The 16,526-nt window shown below is 67.4% G+C and carries 13 protein-coding genes; 2 read left to right on the top strand and 11 right to left on the bottom strand.

Features of this window, described 5'->3' with window-relative positions; genetic code table 11:
- Positions 1-189 precede the first annotated feature (189 nt).
- A complete protein-coding gene (clpX, locus tag KXD97_RS28375) occupies positions 190-1,470 on the top strand; it encodes an ATP-dependent Clp protease ATP-binding subunit ClpX (protein WP_260754293.1) in 1,281 nt (426 codons plus the stop codon).
- A gap of 93 nt (positions 1,471-1,563) precedes the next feature.
- On the opposite strand, the gene KXD97_RS28370 is transcribed toward clpX, so the two are convergent.
- The 3 genes from KXD97_RS28370 to KXD97_RS28360 all read right to left on the bottom strand — a co-directional run bounded on the left by KXD97_RS28370 (position 1,564) and on the right by KXD97_RS28360 (position 6,144).
- A complete protein-coding gene (locus KXD97_RS28370; protein WP_260754292.1) occupies positions 1,564-2,874 on the bottom strand; it encodes a glycosyltransferase in 1,311 nt (436 codons plus the stop codon).
- Positions 2,875-2,952: 78 nt separating this feature from the next.
- The gene (gene fdhD / locus KXD97_RS28365) at positions 2,953-3,831 is read right to left on the bottom strand and encodes a formate dehydrogenase accessory sulfurtransferase FdhD (protein ID WP_260754291.1); all 879 of its coding nucleotides are present in this window, start codon (positions 3,829-3,831) and stop codon (positions 2,953-2,955) included.
- Positions 3,832-6,144 carry an FdhF/YdeP family oxidoreductase gene (locus KXD97_RS28360; protein WP_260754290.1) on the bottom strand — a complete coding sequence of 771 codons (2,313 nt, stop codon included), beginning with the start codon at positions 6,142-6,144 and terminating at the stop codon, positions 3,832-3,834. It lies immediately after the preceding gene.
- A gap of 128 nt (positions 6,145-6,272) precedes the next feature.
- Between KXD97_RS28360 and KXD97_RS28355 the strand changes: the two genes are divergently transcribed.
- Positions 6,273-7,211 (top strand): LysR family transcriptional regulator, encoded by a 939-nt coding sequence (locus KXD97_RS28355; RefSeq protein ID WP_260754289.1) that lies wholly within the window; start codon positions 6,273-6,275, stop codon positions 7,209-7,211.
- A gap of 88 nt (positions 7,212-7,299) precedes the next feature.
- Here the strand turns inward: KXD97_RS28355 and KXD97_RS28350 are convergent, their stop codons facing one another.
- The 8 genes from KXD97_RS28350 to iolC form a co-directional block, all read right to left on the bottom strand.
- On the bottom strand, positions 7,300-8,148 hold the full coding sequence (locus KXD97_RS28350; protein ID WP_260754288.1) for a sugar phosphate isomerase/epimerase: 849 nt from the start codon (positions 8,146-8,148) through the stop codon (positions 7,300-7,302).
- 117 nt (positions 8,149-8,265) lie between these two features.
- Positions 8,266-9,756, bottom strand: a complete 1,491-nt coding sequence (locus KXD97_RS28345) for a CoA-acylating methylmalonate-semialdehyde dehydrogenase (protein ID WP_260754287.1) — start codon at positions 9,754-9,756, stop codon at positions 8,266-8,268.
- A gap of 28 nt (positions 9,757-9,784) precedes the next feature.
- Positions 9,785-10,789 carry a Gfo/Idh/MocA family protein gene (locus tag KXD97_RS28340; RefSeq protein WP_260754286.1) on the bottom strand — a complete coding sequence of 335 codons (1,005 nt, stop codon included), beginning with the start codon at positions 10,787-10,789 and terminating at the stop codon, positions 9,785-9,787.
- A gap of 30 nt (positions 10,790-10,819) precedes the next feature.
- Positions 10,820-11,725: a sugar phosphate isomerase/epimerase gene (locus tag KXD97_RS28335; protein ID WP_260754285.1), complete on the bottom strand. Its 906-nt coding sequence runs from the start codon at positions 11,723-11,725 to the stop codon at positions 10,820-10,822.
- A gap of 13 nt (positions 11,726-11,738) precedes the next feature.
- Positions 11,739-13,688: a 3D-(3,5/4)-trihydroxycyclohexane-1,2-dione acylhydrolase (decyclizing) gene (iolD, locus tag KXD97_RS28330; RefSeq protein ID WP_260754284.1), complete on the bottom strand. Its 1,950-nt coding sequence runs from the start codon at positions 13,686-13,688 to the stop codon at positions 11,739-11,741.
- A gap of 29 nt (positions 13,689-13,717) precedes the next feature.
- Positions 13,718-14,581 (bottom strand): 5-deoxy-glucuronate isomerase, encoded by an 864-nt coding sequence (iolB, locus tag KXD97_RS28325; protein ID WP_260754282.1) that lies wholly within the window; start codon positions 14,579-14,581, stop codon positions 13,718-13,720.
- A complete protein-coding gene (locus tag KXD97_RS28320) occupies positions 14,578-15,462 on the bottom strand; it encodes an aldolase (RefSeq protein ID WP_260754279.1) in 885 nt (294 codons plus the stop codon). Before KXD97_RS28320 ends, iolB begins: the two co-directional genes overlap by 4 nt.
- Positions 15,455-16,423: a 5-dehydro-2-deoxygluconokinase gene (gene iolC / locus KXD97_RS28315; protein WP_260754276.1), complete on the bottom strand. Its 969-nt coding sequence runs from the start codon at positions 16,421-16,423 to the stop codon at positions 15,455-15,457. Before iolC ends, KXD97_RS28320 begins: the two co-directional genes overlap by 8 nt.
- Between the last annotated feature and the right edge of the window lie 103 nt (positions 16,424-16,526).

The following is a 16,526-nucleotide window of genomic DNA, read 5'->3' as shown; positions in this document are numbered from 1 at the left end:
GCGGGTCAGGCGATATGTTGACGCAACTACACGTGAATACCACCGACGCTATTCGGCTTTATCGGTCGCACAGCGGCGGAAACAGCGGGTAGCGTCGGGGCTACACAAGTCGGGGCTACACAAGCGGTCCCGGTGCCCCGCACCGAAACGACTGGATATCGACGGCGAAGGAAGTAGGACCCCAGCACCATGGCACGCATTGGAGATGGCGGCGACCTGCTGAAGTGCTCGTTCTGCGGCAAGAGCCAGAAGCAGGTGAAGAAGCTCATCGCGGGACCGGGTGTGTACATCTGCGACGAGTGCATCGATCTGTGCAACGAGATCATCGAAGAGGAGCTCGCCGACGCCGACGATGTCAAACTCGACGAGTTGCCGAAGCCGGCCGAGATACGGGAGTTCCTCGAGGGATACGTCATCGGTCAGGACACCGCCAAGCGCACCCTGGCCGTGGCCGTCTACAACCACTACAAGCGCATCCAGGCCGGAGAGAAGTCGCGCGATTCGCGTTCCGAGCCCGTCGAGCTGGCCAAGTCCAACATCCTGATGCTCGGCCCCACCGGCTGCGGCAAGACCTACCTGGCCCAGACGCTGGCCAAGATGCTCAACGTCCCGTTCGCCATCGCCGACGCGACCGCGCTGACCGAAGCCGGCTACGTCGGCGAGGACGTCGAGAACATTCTGCTCAAGCTGATCCAGGCCGCCGATTACGACGTCAAGCGCGCCGAGACCGGGATCATCTACATCGACGAGGTCGACAAGATCGCCCGCAAGAGTGAGAACCCGTCGATCACCCGCGACGTCTCCGGTGAAGGCGTTCAGCAGGCGCTGCTGAAGATCCTGGAGGGCACGCAGGCCTCGGTGCCCCCGCAGGGCGGCCGCAAGCACCCGCACCAGGAGTTCATCCAGATCGACACCACCAACGTGTTGTTCATCGTCGCCGGTGCGTTCGCAGGGTTGGAGAAGATCGTCTCCGATCGCGTCGGCAAGCGCGGACTCGGCTTCGGCGCCGAGGTGCACTCCAAGGCCGAGGTCGACACCCAGGATCACTTCGCCGAGGTGATGCCCGAGGATCTGATCAAGTTCGGGCTGATCCCCGAGTTCATCGGCCGGCTCCCTGTCGTGGCGTCGGTGACCAATCTGGACAAGGAATCGCTCGTGCAGATCCTGTCCCAGCCGAAGAACGCGTTGGTCAAGCAGTACACCCGGCTGTTCGAGATGGACGGGGTGGAGCTGGAGTTCGACGAAGAGGCGCTGGAGGCCATTGCCGATCAGGCCATCCATCGGGGCACCGGCGCGCGCGGTCTGCGGGCCATCATGGAGGAAGTCCTGCTGCCGGTGATGTACGACATCCCGAGCCGCGACGACGTCGCCAAGGTGGTCGTGACCAGGGAGACCGTCGAGCACAACGTGCTACCGACCATCGTGCCGCGCAAGCCGTCGCGGACCGAACGTCGCGACAAGTCCGCCTAGAGTCCCTGTTGAGATTGCGTTGAGGGCCGTCAGTCATCGCGACTGACGGCCCTCAACGCATTTTCACCACGTGGGGTGCGCCGCCCCCTCCGCCTAGGTCGACTGCAGAGGTGGTGCCCACTCGGCGACCACCTCGTCGACCAGCGCGGCGATGGCGGCGATGCTGTCGCGGCCCGCATATGCGCACTGCAGCCGACGAGCTTGGGCGCGATAGGCCGCATCGTGGAGCACCTGCCGCACGGCACGGCGGACGGTGTGCGAAGTCGGTGTGGCGGTCCGCAGATCGACCCCGACGCCGAAGTGCCGTACCCGGGCCGCCACCTCGGGCTTGTCCTCGGTCCGGCCGGCGACGACCATGGGCACTCCGGCGGCCAGTGCGCGTTGCACGGCGCCGTAACCGCCGTTGGTGACCATGACGTCGACTCGGGGCAGCAGGACCTCATGGGGTAGGTATTCGGCGGCGAAAGTGTTGGCGGGCAACGATGTTCGGATCTCGGAGAGCGGGCGGCCGCCGGTGGTGACGACGAGGGTGACGTTCTCCGCCGCCAGCGCCTCGATGGTCGGTTCGACCAGTCGGCGCAGGTCGGCATTGTCGACCGTGCCCTGGGTGACATGCACGACGGGCCTGCTGCTGTCGAGCTCATGCCACCAGGGCGGCGCGACGAAGTCGTCGGCAGGCGGTGGACTGACAGCGCCGACGAATCGGACATGCGGGGGAAGATCGCTGCGCCGGTACTCGAATTCGGGGATGGTCGGGACGATCACCCGGTCGGCCAGTACGGCGGAGTCCAAGACGAACACCGGCAGCTTCGGTACGCCCATCGCGGCGAGCATCCGTTCGGCGGCCCGGTGCGCCGGGCGCAATCCGGCCCGTTGCGTGGCCAGTGTCAGGGCGCGGTTGCGCAGCCTGCCGACCACGCCGCGCATCGGCGCTATCCCCGGCCCCGCCGGTGTGGTGTCGCGGCTAGTCAAAAACAGCGGTGTGGTGGAGTAGGACAGGATCGGCGGGCGGGCGCCGCGATCGCCGAGGAGCAGTGGCAGTACACCGAGAAACAACGCGTCGGCGATGACGGCGTCGTAGTGGTGGCTCGCCGACACTTCTTTGAGCGCTCCGAACTGAACGGGCATAGGCCGCACGAAGATGTGCTCGATGTCGAAGTTGAGCCGTGCCAAGCCGGACGTCTGCGCGCGTCCCGGCAGGTCGGCGTCGAACGAAGAATCATCGTAGTCGGCGGCGTAGGGCAGCGGCACGGGATCCGCGCCGACAGCTCGGATCTTGTCGGCATGGCGGGAGCTGGTCAGCACGGAGACGCGGTCACCGCGGGCGGCGAGTCCGCGTGCGACGTTCAGCAGCGGCGAGATGTGTCCGACCGGCGGGCAGGATGCGATGAGGATCTGCGACATGTGTCGATGCTCGCCGCCGACCCGACCCGTGTGCTTGGAGCGTGTGTGGAGAAATCGTGGAGATCGCGCAAAGGCCGCTCAGCTGAGCACGCGGTCGGGGCGGGTGTAGACGTTCATCGAATCACCGCGCAGGAAGGCCACCAGCGTGACACCCGATTGGGCGGCCAGATCGACCGCCAGCGACGACGGGGCCGACACCGCGGCGAGCACCGGAATGCCGGCCATCACCGCTTTCTGGGTCAATTCGAACGACGCGCGGCCGCTGACCAGCAGTACGGTGTCGCCGAGCGGGATCCGCCGGTTCTCCAGTGCCCACCCCACCACCTTGTCGACGGCGTTGTGCCGGCCGATGTCCTCACGGACCACGAGTAGGGAACCGTCGGTGCCGAAGAGCGCCGCACCGTGCAGTCCTCCGGTGGCGGCGAACACCTTCTGTTCCCCGCGCAGCTTGTCGGGCATCGCCGACAGCGTTTCGGCGGTGACCGTCGCCGGGTCGTCGCCGGGGGCGTGTCTGCTGATCAACCGCACGGCGTCCAGCGATGCCTTGCCGCAGACCCCACACGACGACGTCGTGTAGAAGTTCCGCGTGGGATCCACATCAGGCGGCGGGACACCGTCGGCCAGCGTCACATCCAGGACGTTGTAGGTGTTCTGTGAAAGCCCCGAACCGTCGTCCGGCAGGCTGGAGCGAAGCGATTCGGGGACGGGGGCGGGGGCGGTCGCGCCCCTGCAGTAGCGCACCGACATGATGTCCTCGCGGCCCCGCACGATGCCCTCGGTGAGCAGGAAACCCTGTGCCAGTTCGACGTCCGAGCCCGGGGTGCGCATCGTGACGGTGATCGGCTTGCCGTCGACCCGAATCTCCAACGGTTCCTCGACGACCAGGGTGTCCGGTCGCGCGACGGCGTCCTCGGTCGTCACGTGATGCACCCGGCGGCGCGCGGTCACCCGGCCCATTCAGCTGCGCTCCATCCTGATCACAACGGCCTTGGACACCGGCGTGTTCGACTTTGCGGCGGTATGGTCCAGCGGCACAAGCGGATTCGTCTCCGGGTAGTAGGCGGCGGCGTTGCCCTCCGGCGTCGGGTACGCGATGACGCGGAAGTCCTTCGCGCATCGCTCCTGCACCTGACCGTCGGCAGCGGGGAATTCGGAGATCAGGTCGACGCGGTCGCCGTCGGACAGCCCGAACCTGTCCAGGTCGGCGGGGTTGACGAACACCACCCGCCGGCCGCCCTTGACGCCCCGGTAGCGGTCGTCGAGCCCGTAGATGGTGGTGTTGTACTGGTCGTGGCTGCGCAGCGTCTGCAGCACCAGTCGGCCGTCGGGCACCGGCACCCACTCGAGCGGATATGCCGTGAAGTTGGCTTTTCCTGTCGCAGTGTGAAATTCGCGGGAATCTCGCGGCGGATGCGGCAGCTGGAACCCGTCGGGAGCACGCACCTTGCGGTTGTAGTCCTCGCATCCGGGGACCACCTCCGCGATCGCGTCCCGGATGGTGTCGTAGTCGGCGTTGAACGTCTCCCAGGGCACGGGGTGGCCGGGGCCGAACACCGTGCGGGCCAATTGGCAGATGATCGCGACCTCGCTGCGCACCTGATCGCCGGGCGGGGGCAGGCTGCCGCGTGACAAGTGCACCATCGACATCGAATCCTCTACCGACACAAGCTGTTTGCCGGTCGCCTGTACATCGCGGTCGGTGCGTCCCAGCGACGGCAGGATGAGCGCGGTGCGGCCGTGGACAAGGTGGCTGCGGTTGAGTTTCGTCGACACCTGGACCGTCAGCGAGCAGTTGCGCAACGCGGCCTCGGTGACCGGGGTGTCCGGGGTGGCGGAGACAAAATTGCCTCCCATGGCCATGAACACCGTGGCTTTGCCGTCGCGCATCGCGCGGATCGCGTCGACGGTGTCATAGCCGTGGTCGCGCGGGCTGGCGATGCCGAACCGGTCGTCGAGGGCGGCCAGGAACCGCTCGGGCACCTTCTCCCAGATCCCCATCGTGCGGTCACCCTGGACGTTGGAGTGGCCGCGCACGGGGCACAGACCGGCGCCGGGCTTGCCGATCATGCCGCGCATCAACAGAAGGTTGCAGATCTCGCTGATCGACGGGACCGCATGCCTGTGCTGAGTCAGGCCCATCGCCCAGCACACCACGATGCGTCGCGACGTCGCCATCATCGCCGCGACGCGGTCGAGTTGCGCGCGGTCGATACCGGTCGCCTCGAGTACGGTGTCGAGATCGATGGCACGGGTGCGCGCCTCGTAGTCGGCGAACCCCGCGGTGTGTGCCGCGACGAAATCGCGGTCCACGATCTGCACTCCAGGACCGGCCTTGTCCTGAGCCTCCAACAGCAGCCGGCCCAGACCGGCGAACAACGCCATGTCGCCGCCGAGGCGGATCTGTACGAATTCGTCGGCGATCGGCACCCCGTCGCCGACCACGCCGTGCACCTTCTGCGGGTCCTTGAACCGGATTAGGCCGGCTTCGGGCAGGGGGTTGACCGCGATGACCTTCGCGCCGTTGGCCTTTGCCTTCTCCAGCACCGACAGCATCCGCGGATGGTTGGTACCGGGGTTCTGGCCGGCGATCACGATGAGGTCGGCCTGCACCAGGTCTTCGACGGTGACCGATCCCTTGCCGATGCCGATCGCGTCGACGAGCGCGGTCCCCGAGGACTCGTGGCACATGTTCGAACAGTCCGGCAGGTTGTTGGTGCCGAAGCTGCGCACGAACAACTGGTAGAGGAACGCGGCCTCGTTGCTGGTGCGTCCGGAGGTGTAGAAGACGGCCTGGTTCGGGTCGTCGAGGGCGCCGAGCTCGTCGGCGATCAACCGGTACGCCGCTTCCCACTCGATGGGCCGGTATCGGTCGTCACCCGGCCGCAGCACCATCGGGTGGGTCAGCCGGCCCTGCTGGGACAGCCAATACTCGGGCTTGGCGTCGAGTTCGGCGATGGTGTGGCGGGCGAAGAACTCGGGGGTGACCACGCGCTTGGTGGCTTCCTCGGCGACGGCCTTGGCGCCGTTCTCGCAGAATTCGGCGAACTTGCGCCCACCGGGCTCCTCGGGCCACGCGCAACCGGGGCAGTCGAACCCGTGCCGCTGGTTGAGTCTGATCAGCGCGGCGGCCGTGCGGACGGGGCCCATCTGCTGCAGCGCGCGCTGCATGCTGACCATCACGGCCTTGACGCCGGCGGCCTCGCGTTTGCGCTCGCTGACCTGCACATCCAGCTCGTCGTAGTCGGCGTCGACGTCTTTCGCGGGGGCCATGGTCCCAATCTAGACGCCGGACCACCGGACCTCGGCCGGTGCGGAAGGGTTGTCATTTGGTATTTCACATGCGGTGATAGACGCTGTCTATCGTTCTGCCGTTTGGCGGGTCCCGGAAGGGGAGCGCGGTGCTGTTGCAACACCTGGAGTACCTCCTGGCGCTGGCGGCCGAGCGTCACTTCGGGCGGGCGGCTGCGCGCTGTCATGTGAGTCAGCCGACCCTGTCGGTGGCGATCCGTCGATTGGAACGTGACCTGGGCGTCGTCATCGTCCAGCGCGGACACCGCTTCGAGGGCTTCACCGAAGAGGGACGCCGGGTGGTCAGCTGGGCCCAGCGGATCGTCGCCGAGCGCGACGAAATGCTCGCCGACCTCGAACGGATGCGCGGCCGGTTGACCGTCACGGCGCGGCTCGGGGCGATCCCGACGGCGGTGCCGGCCAGTCCGTTCATCACCGCGGAGTTTTTGGCCCGCAATCCGGCGGCCTCGGTGCGCATCGAGGCATTGTCGTCGCGCGAGATCGCACGCCGGCTCGCCGATTTCGAGATCGACGCCGGATTGACCTATCTCGACGACGAGGCGCCGCCGGGCACGCGGTCGGTCGAGATGTACCGGGAGCGGTATGTGTTGGTGGCCCCGGCCGACGATCCACTGATGGCCGGCGCCGAGGTGAGCTGGGCGGACGCGTCCACACGGCAGCTGTGCGCGTTGACCACCACGATGCGCAACCGTCGCATCCTCGACGCCAACATGGCCGCCGAAGGCGTCCGCTATCGTCCCGCGGTGGAAGCCGACTCGGTCGACGCGCTCTTCGCGCATCTGACGCACTCGCGGCGCGCCACCATCGCCTCGGCCGCGTGGCTGTCGCAGTTGGGGGTGCCGCAGGGATTCGCGGCGCGGCCGATGGTCGTGCACAGCCCCGGTCCAGCGATCGGGCTGGTGGTGCTCGACCGAGAGCCGGCGCCGCTCGTCGCGACGGCCCTCGTCGGGGTGGCGACCGACATCGACCTGGGCTCGCGCCTAACCGGCATGGAGAGGGATGCGATGCGTTCGGGTGGCGGCCCGTAGTCCTGCCGCAGTTCAGGTGTGCCCGGTGGCGCGCCCGCTCGTCGGGGTTGGTGCCATTTGCCGCCGGCGCGTGGGTGACGGTGGCTGTCTAAAGGACCTTGAGCGCGGTCTCGGCGGCTGATCTCAGCGCATCGGCCAACGGCAGTTGCCGAAACGACGCGGACAAGATCTCGACACCCCAGGGACCGTCGAAACCCTTGTCGCGCAGAACCTTCACCAGACCGACGAGGTCGAACGATCCCTCGCCGCACAGCTGCCGGCGTTCAACGGTGTCGTCGAAGAGTGTGCCGACCACCTGCGCGTGGGCGTCGTCGAGTTCCACGCCGAACACCCTCTCGCCGGTGAGCGCGGCGTCCAACTCGGCAAGCGAGGTGCCGGCGCGGAACACATGCCAGGCGTCGACGATCAGACCGACATCGGGATGGTCCGCCGCTCTGACAAGTTCGGCGCCTCTGGGCAGAGACGCGATCAGGGAGAACGGCATCGGTTCGATCGCGATTCGGGTGCCGAGCCGCGCCGCGTCGTCGGCGAGTTGCCGCAGCGGGACGACGAACGGTTCCAGCGCCGCGGCGGCGGGACCGTTCTCCGAGCCGATCTTGATGAATGCCGGGTTGAGGGCATCGGCGGCCTCGAACAGCAGGTCGCGGATCTGATACGTGTGCCCGGGCAGGCCACGACCAACCCACCACCGCTCGATCAGCTCGATCTCCACATGGGAAAGACCATGATCGGCGATCATGTCGCGCAACGCCGCGAAACCGATCGACTCCCGGACCGCGAGGAGGTCATCGGCGATCAGTCCGAAGCCGCTGTACCCGGCATCGGCGATTGCCCGGACGCGTTCGGTGATCGGAATCGGGCTCGTCGCCGGGCTGTGCATCGGCGACGTGTTGCCTGCACTCGTCCATGCGGTCGCCACCAGCTCTGGCACTTCCACCTCTCTGTCACCGTGCCTCTCCGCACCCCGCTCACCCCTGGCGAGGGTGCGTGAAGTTGGGTCTGCGGGCGGCGTGTCGGTTGCGGACACGCACGCTCGCGGACTGTGGGGGTGGTCTTAGTTGGTGGGGAATCCGAGGTTGATGCCGCCGTGGCTGGGGTCGAGCCAGCGGGTGGTGATGGCTTTTTGGCGGGTGAAGAATTGGACGCCGTCGGTGCCGTGGGCGTGGCTGTCGCCGAACAGGGAGGCTTTCCAGCCGCCGAAGCTGTAGTAGGCCATGGGAACGGGGATGGGCACGTTGATGCCGACCATGCCGACCTCGACCTCGTTTTGGAAGCGTCGGGCCGCGCCGCCGTCGTTGGTGAAGATCGCGGTGCCGTTGCCGTAGGGGTTGGTGTTGATCAGGTCCAGGGCCTGGTCGTAGGTGTCCACCCGCACGACCGACAGGACGGGGCCGAAGATCTCGTCGGTGCAGACGCTCATGTCGGCGGTGACGTTGTCGAGCAGGGTGGGGCCCAGCCAGAACCCGTCCTGATCACCGTCGGCCTGGACGGTGCGGCCGTCGACGACGACCTTGGCGCCGGCGGCTTCGCCGGCGTCGATGTAGGAGGCGACCTTGTCGCGGTGGGCCTTGGTGACCAGCGGACCCATGTCGGTGTTGCGGGTGCCGTCGCCGATCTTGAGCCCGGTGGTGCGTTCGGTGATCTTGGCGACCAGGTCGTCGGCGATGGGGCCGACGGCCACGCAGGCGGAGATGGCCATACAGCGTTCGCCGGCGGAGCCGAAGCCGGCGTTGACCATCGCGTCGGCGGCCAAATCCAGGTCGGCGTCGGGCAGGATCACGGCGTGGTTTTTGGCTCCGCCCAGGGCCTGGACGCGCTTGCCGGCGGCGGTGCCGGTGGCGTAGACGTACTGGGCGATCGGGGTGGACCCGACAAAGCTCACGGATTTGATCTTGGGGTTGGTGAGCAGTTCGTCGACGGCGGTCTTGTCGCCTTGGAGGACGTTGAACACCCCGGCGGGCAGGCCGGCTTGTTTCCACAGCTCGGCCAGCCACAGCGCGGCGCTGGGGTCTTTCTCGCTGGGTTTGAGGACCACGGTGTTGCCGGTGGCGATGGCGATCGGGAAGAACCACATCGGCACCATGGCGGGGAAGTTGAACGGGGAGATGATCGCGACCGGGCCCAGGGGCTGGCGGATGGAGTGCACGTCGACGTTGGTCGAGGCGTTCTCGGTGTAGCCGCCCTTGAGCAGGTGGGGGATGCCGCAGGCGAACTCGACGACCTCCTGGCCGCGGCTGACCTCGCCGAGCGCGTCGGAGACGACCTTGCCGTGCTCGGCGGTGATGATCTCGGCCAGTTCACCCTTGCGCTCGTTGAGCAGCTCCCGGAAGGCGAACAGCACCTGGGTGCGTTTGGCCAGCGAGGTGTCCCGCCAGGCCGGGAACGCGGCAGCGGCCGCATCGATCACCAGCTGGGCGTCGGCGACGCTGGCCAGCGCGACCTGACCGGTCACCACACCAGTCGCCGGATTGGTCACCGGCGCCGTCGCGGAGGACTCGCCGGCAAACACCTTGTTATCAACCCAATGGGAAATCGTCTTGGTCATTACTCTGCTCCTGCTTGTGTTTTCGGTTCTACGGTCGGTCGGCGAGCTGCACATCAACGGGCAGGCCGGTTTCGAGCGATTCGACACCTGCCGCGCACACCGCCGCGGCCGCGTAGCCGTCCCACGCGGTCGGTCCGTCGACGTTGGTGCCGGAGATGACGGCGTCAACCCACCGTTGGATCTCGGTGTCATAGGCGCGGCCGAACCGTTCCCGGAACCCGGGGGTGATCTGACCACCCCAGGTGCCCGGCGCGGATTTGCGGATCAGCCCGACGTCCAGGCCGATCATCGCGCTGCCACGTTCTGCGACCACCTCGGTGCGCACCTCGTAGGCGACACCGGTGGTGACGAAGAGTTCGACGTCCACGTGCCGTCCGGACACCGTTCGTAGGATCGCAATCTGCGGATCGATGACACCCTGGGGCGCACCAGGATTCGACGAGGGTTTGACGATCTGGACGCTGGCGATCTCCTCGCCGAACAGGTAGCGCGTCACGTCGACCTCGTGCACCAGCGAATCTTTGACGATCAGCGAGCTGTCGAAGTACGACGGCACATTCGGGTTGCGGTGCACGCAGTGCATCACCAGGGGCTCGCCGAGTTCGCCGCCGTCGAGCAGTGCCTTGAGCCGCATGTACTCGTCGTCGAAGCGTCGCATGAAGCCGACCTGGATCAGCGGGCGATCAAGCCCGGCCTCTCGCCGGACGATCTCCAGCGATGTGGAAACGTCGGTGGTGAGCGGCTTCTCGCACATCACCGGCTTGCGGTGCTCCAGGCAGGCCAGCAGCTGCTTCTCGTGGGTGGTGCCCGGGGTGGCCAGCAGCACGGCGTCGACGTCCGGATCGGCGATCGCGTCGAGGGGATCGGCAACGGCGCGGCAACCTTCGATGCCCGAGGCGATCTGCTCGGCCTTCTCGGTGACGTAGTCGTTGACCACCGACACCCGCGCGCCCGAGATCCGGGACGTGATCCGGGCGACGTGGTCGGCCCCCATGACGCCGACTCCCAGGACGGCGACACGCAGTTCGGGCATGGTGATTTCTCCTTGTGGAAGAGCGGCCGACTATGTGAATGTGACGGACGGGATGCCGCACGACCCGAGATAGTTGCGGGTGCGCTTGGCGATGGGCAGCGGGGCGTCGGCAGGGCAGGGATACATGTCCTGCTCGACGATCGCGAACACGTCGATGCCGAGTTTCTCGACCTCGGCGAGAAGCGGTGGCATGTCCGGGATCCCCAGCGGCGGTTCGGTCATCGCGCCGAGCTTGACCGCCTCGCCGAACGGCAGGTCCTCGGCTTCGACCTTGGCGCGGACCTGCGGATCGACCTGCTTGAGGTGCAGATATCCGATGCGTTCGGGGGCGCGGCGGATGATCGCGATGTTGTCGCCGCCGCAGTAGGAGATGTGGCCGGTGTCCAGGCACAGGTTCACATACCGGCTGTCGGTGCCATCGAGGAAGCGGTACACGTTGTCCTCGGTGTCGACGTGGGAGTCGGCGTGCGGATGATACTGCGCACGCACCCCGTAGGTTTCGAACATCGCCTTGCCGAGGTCGTTCATGCCGCCGGTCTTCTTGGCCCACTGCTCGGCGGTGAGGTGGCGGTCTTCGAGAACCTCGCCGGTGGCCGGGTCGCGCCACATCTCCGGGATGACCACCACGTGCTTGCCGCCGACCGCGGCGGTCAGCTTGGCGACGCCCTCGATCTGCTTCCAGACCGCATCCCATGAGTCATCCTGGTGCAGGTGCTCGAACACCGTCCCGGCCGAGAGCTTGAGCCCCCGGGCGGCCAGCTCGTCGGCCAGCGTGGCCGGGTCGGTGGGCAGGTACCCGTAGGGGCCCAGCTCGATCCACTCATAGCCCGACTCGGCGACCTCGTCGAGGAAACGGGTGTAGGGCGTCTGCTGCGGATCGTCGGGAAACCACACCCCCCACGAATCCGGCGCGGAGCCAACACGAATTGAAGTCACGGTGCTCCCTGGCCTAGCGGTCGGACGGATTGATCAGTGGCCGCTGGACTTTCTTCCAGTCTGCGTACCGCTGATGGGCCTGCTGGGTGGACGCCAGTGTCGAGACCTGGCTGACCGGCACGTCCCACCAGGAATGGCTGTCCGGTGCAAAGACCATCGGGTCGGTCTCGACGTGGATGACCGTGGTGCGGTCACTGGCCTTGGCGACCTTGACGGCATCGGTGAACTCGGCGGCGGTCGTGACACGGATGACGTCGGCGCCCAGGCTGGCCGCGTTCGCGGCCAGATCGACAGGCAGTTTGCCGCCGTTGAGCCGGCCGTCCTCGCCGCGGTACCGGTAGCTGGTGCCGAAGCGTTGCGAGCCAACGGAATCCGACAGGCCGCCGATGGAGGCGAAGCCGTGGTTCTGCACCAGCACCGGGATGACCTTCACACCCTCCTGCACGGCGGTGACGAGTTCGGTGGCCATCATCAGGTAGGAGCCGTCGCCGACCATGATGAACACGTCGCGGTCGGGGGCTGCCATCCGCACTCCGATACCGCCGGCGATCTCATAGCCCATGCAGGAGAACCCGTACTCGACGTGGTAGCCCTTGCGGTCGCGCATCCGCCACAATTTGTGCAGATCACCGGGCATCGACCCGGCGGCGCACACTACGACGTCGCGGGCGTCGGACAACGTGTTCACCAAGCCGATCACCTGGTTCTGGTTCAGCGCGGCACCGTCCTCGGTGCGGTACGCCTCGGTGACGGTGTCGTTCCACTCGGACATCAGTTCGCGGACGCGCGAGGTGTATTCGTCGCTGACCGAGTAGTCGTCGAGCAGTCCGGTCAGCGCTTCGAGCGCTTCCCGGGCGTCGGAGACCACGCTGATCCCGCCCTGCTTGACCGAGTCCAGGGATGCCACGTTGATGTTGACGAACCGGACGTCGGGGTTGTTGAACGCGGTGCGCGACGCCGAGGTGAAATCGCTGTAACGGGTGCCGATCCCGATGATGACGTCGGCCTCGGCGGCCAGCGCGTTGGCCGCCGTGGTCCCGGTGGACCCGACGGCGCCGACCGAGCGCGGATCGTCGTGCAGCAGTGAGCCCTTCCCCGCTTGGCTCTCGCAGACCGGGATCCCGGTCTGGGCCACGAACTGCGCCAGCGCGTCGTTCGCGCCGGAATAGATGACACCGCCACCGGCGACGATCAGCGGTTTGGTCGCCGAGCGGATGACCTCGGCGGCCTTGGCGATCACGGCCCGCTCGGGCATCGGCCGGGCGATGTGCCAGGTGCGCTCGGCGAACAACGAGACCGGCCAGTCGAAGGCCTCGGCCTGCACGTCCTGCGGCAGGGCGATCGTCGCTGCGCCCGTCTCGACGGGATCGGTCAACACCCGCATCGCCCCCAGCAGCGCCGCGGGCAGCTGCTCGGGACGCCACACCCGGTCGAAATAGCGCGACAACGGTTTGAACGCGTCGTTGACGGTGACATCCCCGGACGAGGGCAGCTCCAGCTCCTGCAGCACCGGTGAGCTCACCCGGGTGGCGAAAGTGTCTGCGGGCAGCAGCAATACCGGCAGTCGGTTGATGGTGGCCAGCGCGGCGCCGGTCAGCATGTTCGTCGAGCCCGGTCCGACGCTGGCGGTCACCGCCCACGCCTGGGTGCGGTCGCGCTGCCGGGCGTACGCGACGGCGGTGTGCACCATGGCCTGTTCATTGCGGCCCAGCACATACCGCAGGTCCGGTTGTTCGCCGGCCTCGTGGGCCTCCACCTCGTCCTGAAGCAGTGCCTGGCCGATGCCCGCGACGTTGCCGTGGCCGAAGATGCCCAAGCACCCGGCGAAGAACTTGTGCCGCTCACCGTCGTGTTCGACGTACTGGTTGGCCAGGAAGCGCACGGTCGCCTGGGCGACGGTGAGCCGTACGGTCGGTTCGTTGTCGACGAACTTCTCTGTCGACTTCGGCGCGGTGGAAACCACGGGTCACGCTCCTTCGGTGGCGGAGTACATCACGATTGCGCGGTGAACGGCAGACGCGGGTCGATCTCCTGGTGCTCCCAGCTGCCGCGCAGCCAGGTGTGATTGGGATCGTCACAGATCAGCCAGGCGCGGGTCGGTCCCGAACCGGCCATCACGTTCAGGTAGTACATGTGGTGGCCCGGAGCCGCGATGGACGGGCCGTGGTAGCCGTGGGGGACCAGCACCACATCGCCGGTGCGGACCTCTTCGAGCACCTCGATCGGGCGCTCGGGGGTGCCATAGACCCGGTGATAGCCGAATCCCGGTGTGCCCGCCGGGCTGTCGTCGATCTCGAAGTAGTAGATCTCCTCGAGCTGGGTCTCGACGTCGGTGTTCTCGTCGTGCTTGTGCGCGGGATAGCTCGACCAGTTGCCACCGGGGGTGATCACCTCGCAGGCAATCAGCGAGTCCGCCTCGAATGCGGTGGCGGTGCCGAAGTTGTGCACCTGGCGGCTGCAATTGCCCGCCCCGCGCAGTTCGACGGCCACGTCGGCCGCGGCGACGCGGCGGTTCGGGAAGGACGTCTTCGCGCGGGCACCGCAGATCGCGATGCGGCCCCGGCCCGACAGGAAGTAGTCCTGGCCGAGGCCGAGGTACACCATGTCTGCGGGCCCGTCGAACACCGAAGCGCGGGGCGACAACTCGAACATCTCGCCGCCGCATTCGACGCGCCCGGCGCCGGCCAACGGCAGGATCATCACCTCGTTGTCGCCGGTGTTCAATGACACCGAACCGTCGTCTCCGAGATCGACTACGTGCAAGGAGGATTCGGCCCAGCCGGCGTCCTCCGGGGTGATCGCGACGGTGAACGGAGTCGAAGCGCTGCCGGCCGGAATGTACAGCTTCGACCTCATCGGACCATCGCCACCGCGGTCGCGACGGCCGAGCTGACGTCGTCGTCGGGCGGGTAGAGCAGGGTGCGGCCGACGATCAGGCCGCGCACCGACGGAAGTGACAACGCCTTCTCCCAACTGGCGAACGCCTCTTCGGGATCGGTGGGATCCCCACCGAGCAGCAGGGTGGGAAGGGTCGTGGACTCCATGACGCGCTCCATCTCGTCCGCCACGGGCAGCTTCATCCAGGTGTACGCCGAGGTGGAGCCGAGACCCTGGCCGATGTGCACCGATTTGATCACCGCGTCGGGGGTCAGGTCGTTGCGGACCTTGCCGTCGACGCGCGAGGACATGAACGGCTCCAGCATCGCGATCAGACCGTGGGCGGCGAGCTCGTCCACGGCCTGTGCGCAGGCCGTCAGCGTGGACACCGTGCCTGGATCGTCGAGATCGATGCGGCACAACATCTTTCCGCCGTTCATCCGGGCCGCGGCGGTCGATGCGGCGGTGGCGCCCGTCATCCGGTCGTCGAGCTCGAACGACGAGCCGGCCAAACCGCCGCGGTTGAACGACGAGAACACCACCTTGTCCTCGAGCGCGCCCAGCAGCACCAGGTCATCGAGGATGTCCGCGGTCGCCAGCACTCCGTCCACGCCGGGATCGGCGAGCGCGGCCTGCAACCGGTCCAGCAGATCGGTGCGGCTGTTCATCGCGGTCGGCCGCCCACCGACGGCGAGAGCGCCGCGCGCGGGGTGATCGGCGGCGACGATCATCAGGCGTCCGTTGCCGCGCAAGGTCGGCCGGGTGGTGCGCTGCGCCCAGGCGCGTGCGACAGCGCCCGGGTCGGTGGCACGCAGCTCGGTGATCGAGGCATAGGTGGGGCGCACGGCGGTATCAGACATTGACGGCCTCCACAGCGGTCTGCTCGGCCAGTTCGGCGACCTCGGCGGCGGTCGGCATCGCGGTCGAGCACTCCAGCCGACCGGCGACGATCGCGCCGGCGGCGTTGGCGTAGCGCAGGGTCTTCTCCAGTGACCAGTTGTGGAGCAGTCCGTGGCACAGGCTGCCGCCGAACGCGTCACCGGCTCCCAGGCCGTTGACGACGTCGACTTGGTTGGGGGGCACGGTGACCGATGTGTGCCGGGTCTTGCCGAGCACCCCGCGCGGGCCCTGCTTGACGATGGCGAGTTCCACCCCGAGGTCGAGCAGCGCGTCGGCGGCTCGGTGCGGGTTGGACTCGCCGACGGCGATCTCGCACTCCTCGCGGTTGCCGACGGCGACCGTCACGTGTGCCAGCGCCTTCTGCACCTGCTCGGTGGCGGCTGCGGGCGTCTCCCAGAACATCGGGCGGTAATCCAGGTCCAGGACCGTGAGCGGCCGACGCTCGCGCGCCTCCCATGCCGCGAAATGCGCACTGCGACTGGGTTCCTCAGACAGACCTGTCACCGTCGACCAGTAGAGTCGCGCCGAGCGGACCGCGTCCGCATCGATCTCGTCGGCACGGATCTGCAGATCGGGGGCGCTGGGCTTGCGGTAGAAGTACAGCGGGAAGTCGTCGGGCGGGAAGATCTCGCAGAACGTCACCGGCGTCGGGAACTCACTGTGGGTGGTGACGTATGAGTTGTCCACCCCGAGGCGAGCCAGTTCGGCGCGCACGTAGCGGCCGAACGGGTCGTCACCGACGCCGGAGATCAGCGCCGACCGGTTCCCGAGTCGCGCCGCGGCGACCGCGACGTTGGCGGCGCTGCCGCCGAGGAACTTCCCGAACGTCTGAACCTCTTCGAGGCCGACACCGGTCTGGAGCGGGTAGACGTCGACGCCGCTGCGCCCGATGGCGAGCACGTCGTATGGCTGATTGGTCATCACAAGTCACTCCGACGGGATAGGTGTGGGTGGCTGCCTGAAACTGTGCCCCTGGTCACGGCACCATGTCAAGACTTTGTCCTGACATTCTATCTTTATCTCA

The organism is Mycobacterium sp. SMC-8 (assembly GCF_025263565.1).
GTDB lineage: Bacteria > Actinomycetota > Actinomycetes > Mycobacteriales > Mycobacteriaceae > Mycobacterium.
Note: the sequence above shows the minus strand (reverse complement) of the source record. Positions and strands in the feature narration are given on the sequence as shown.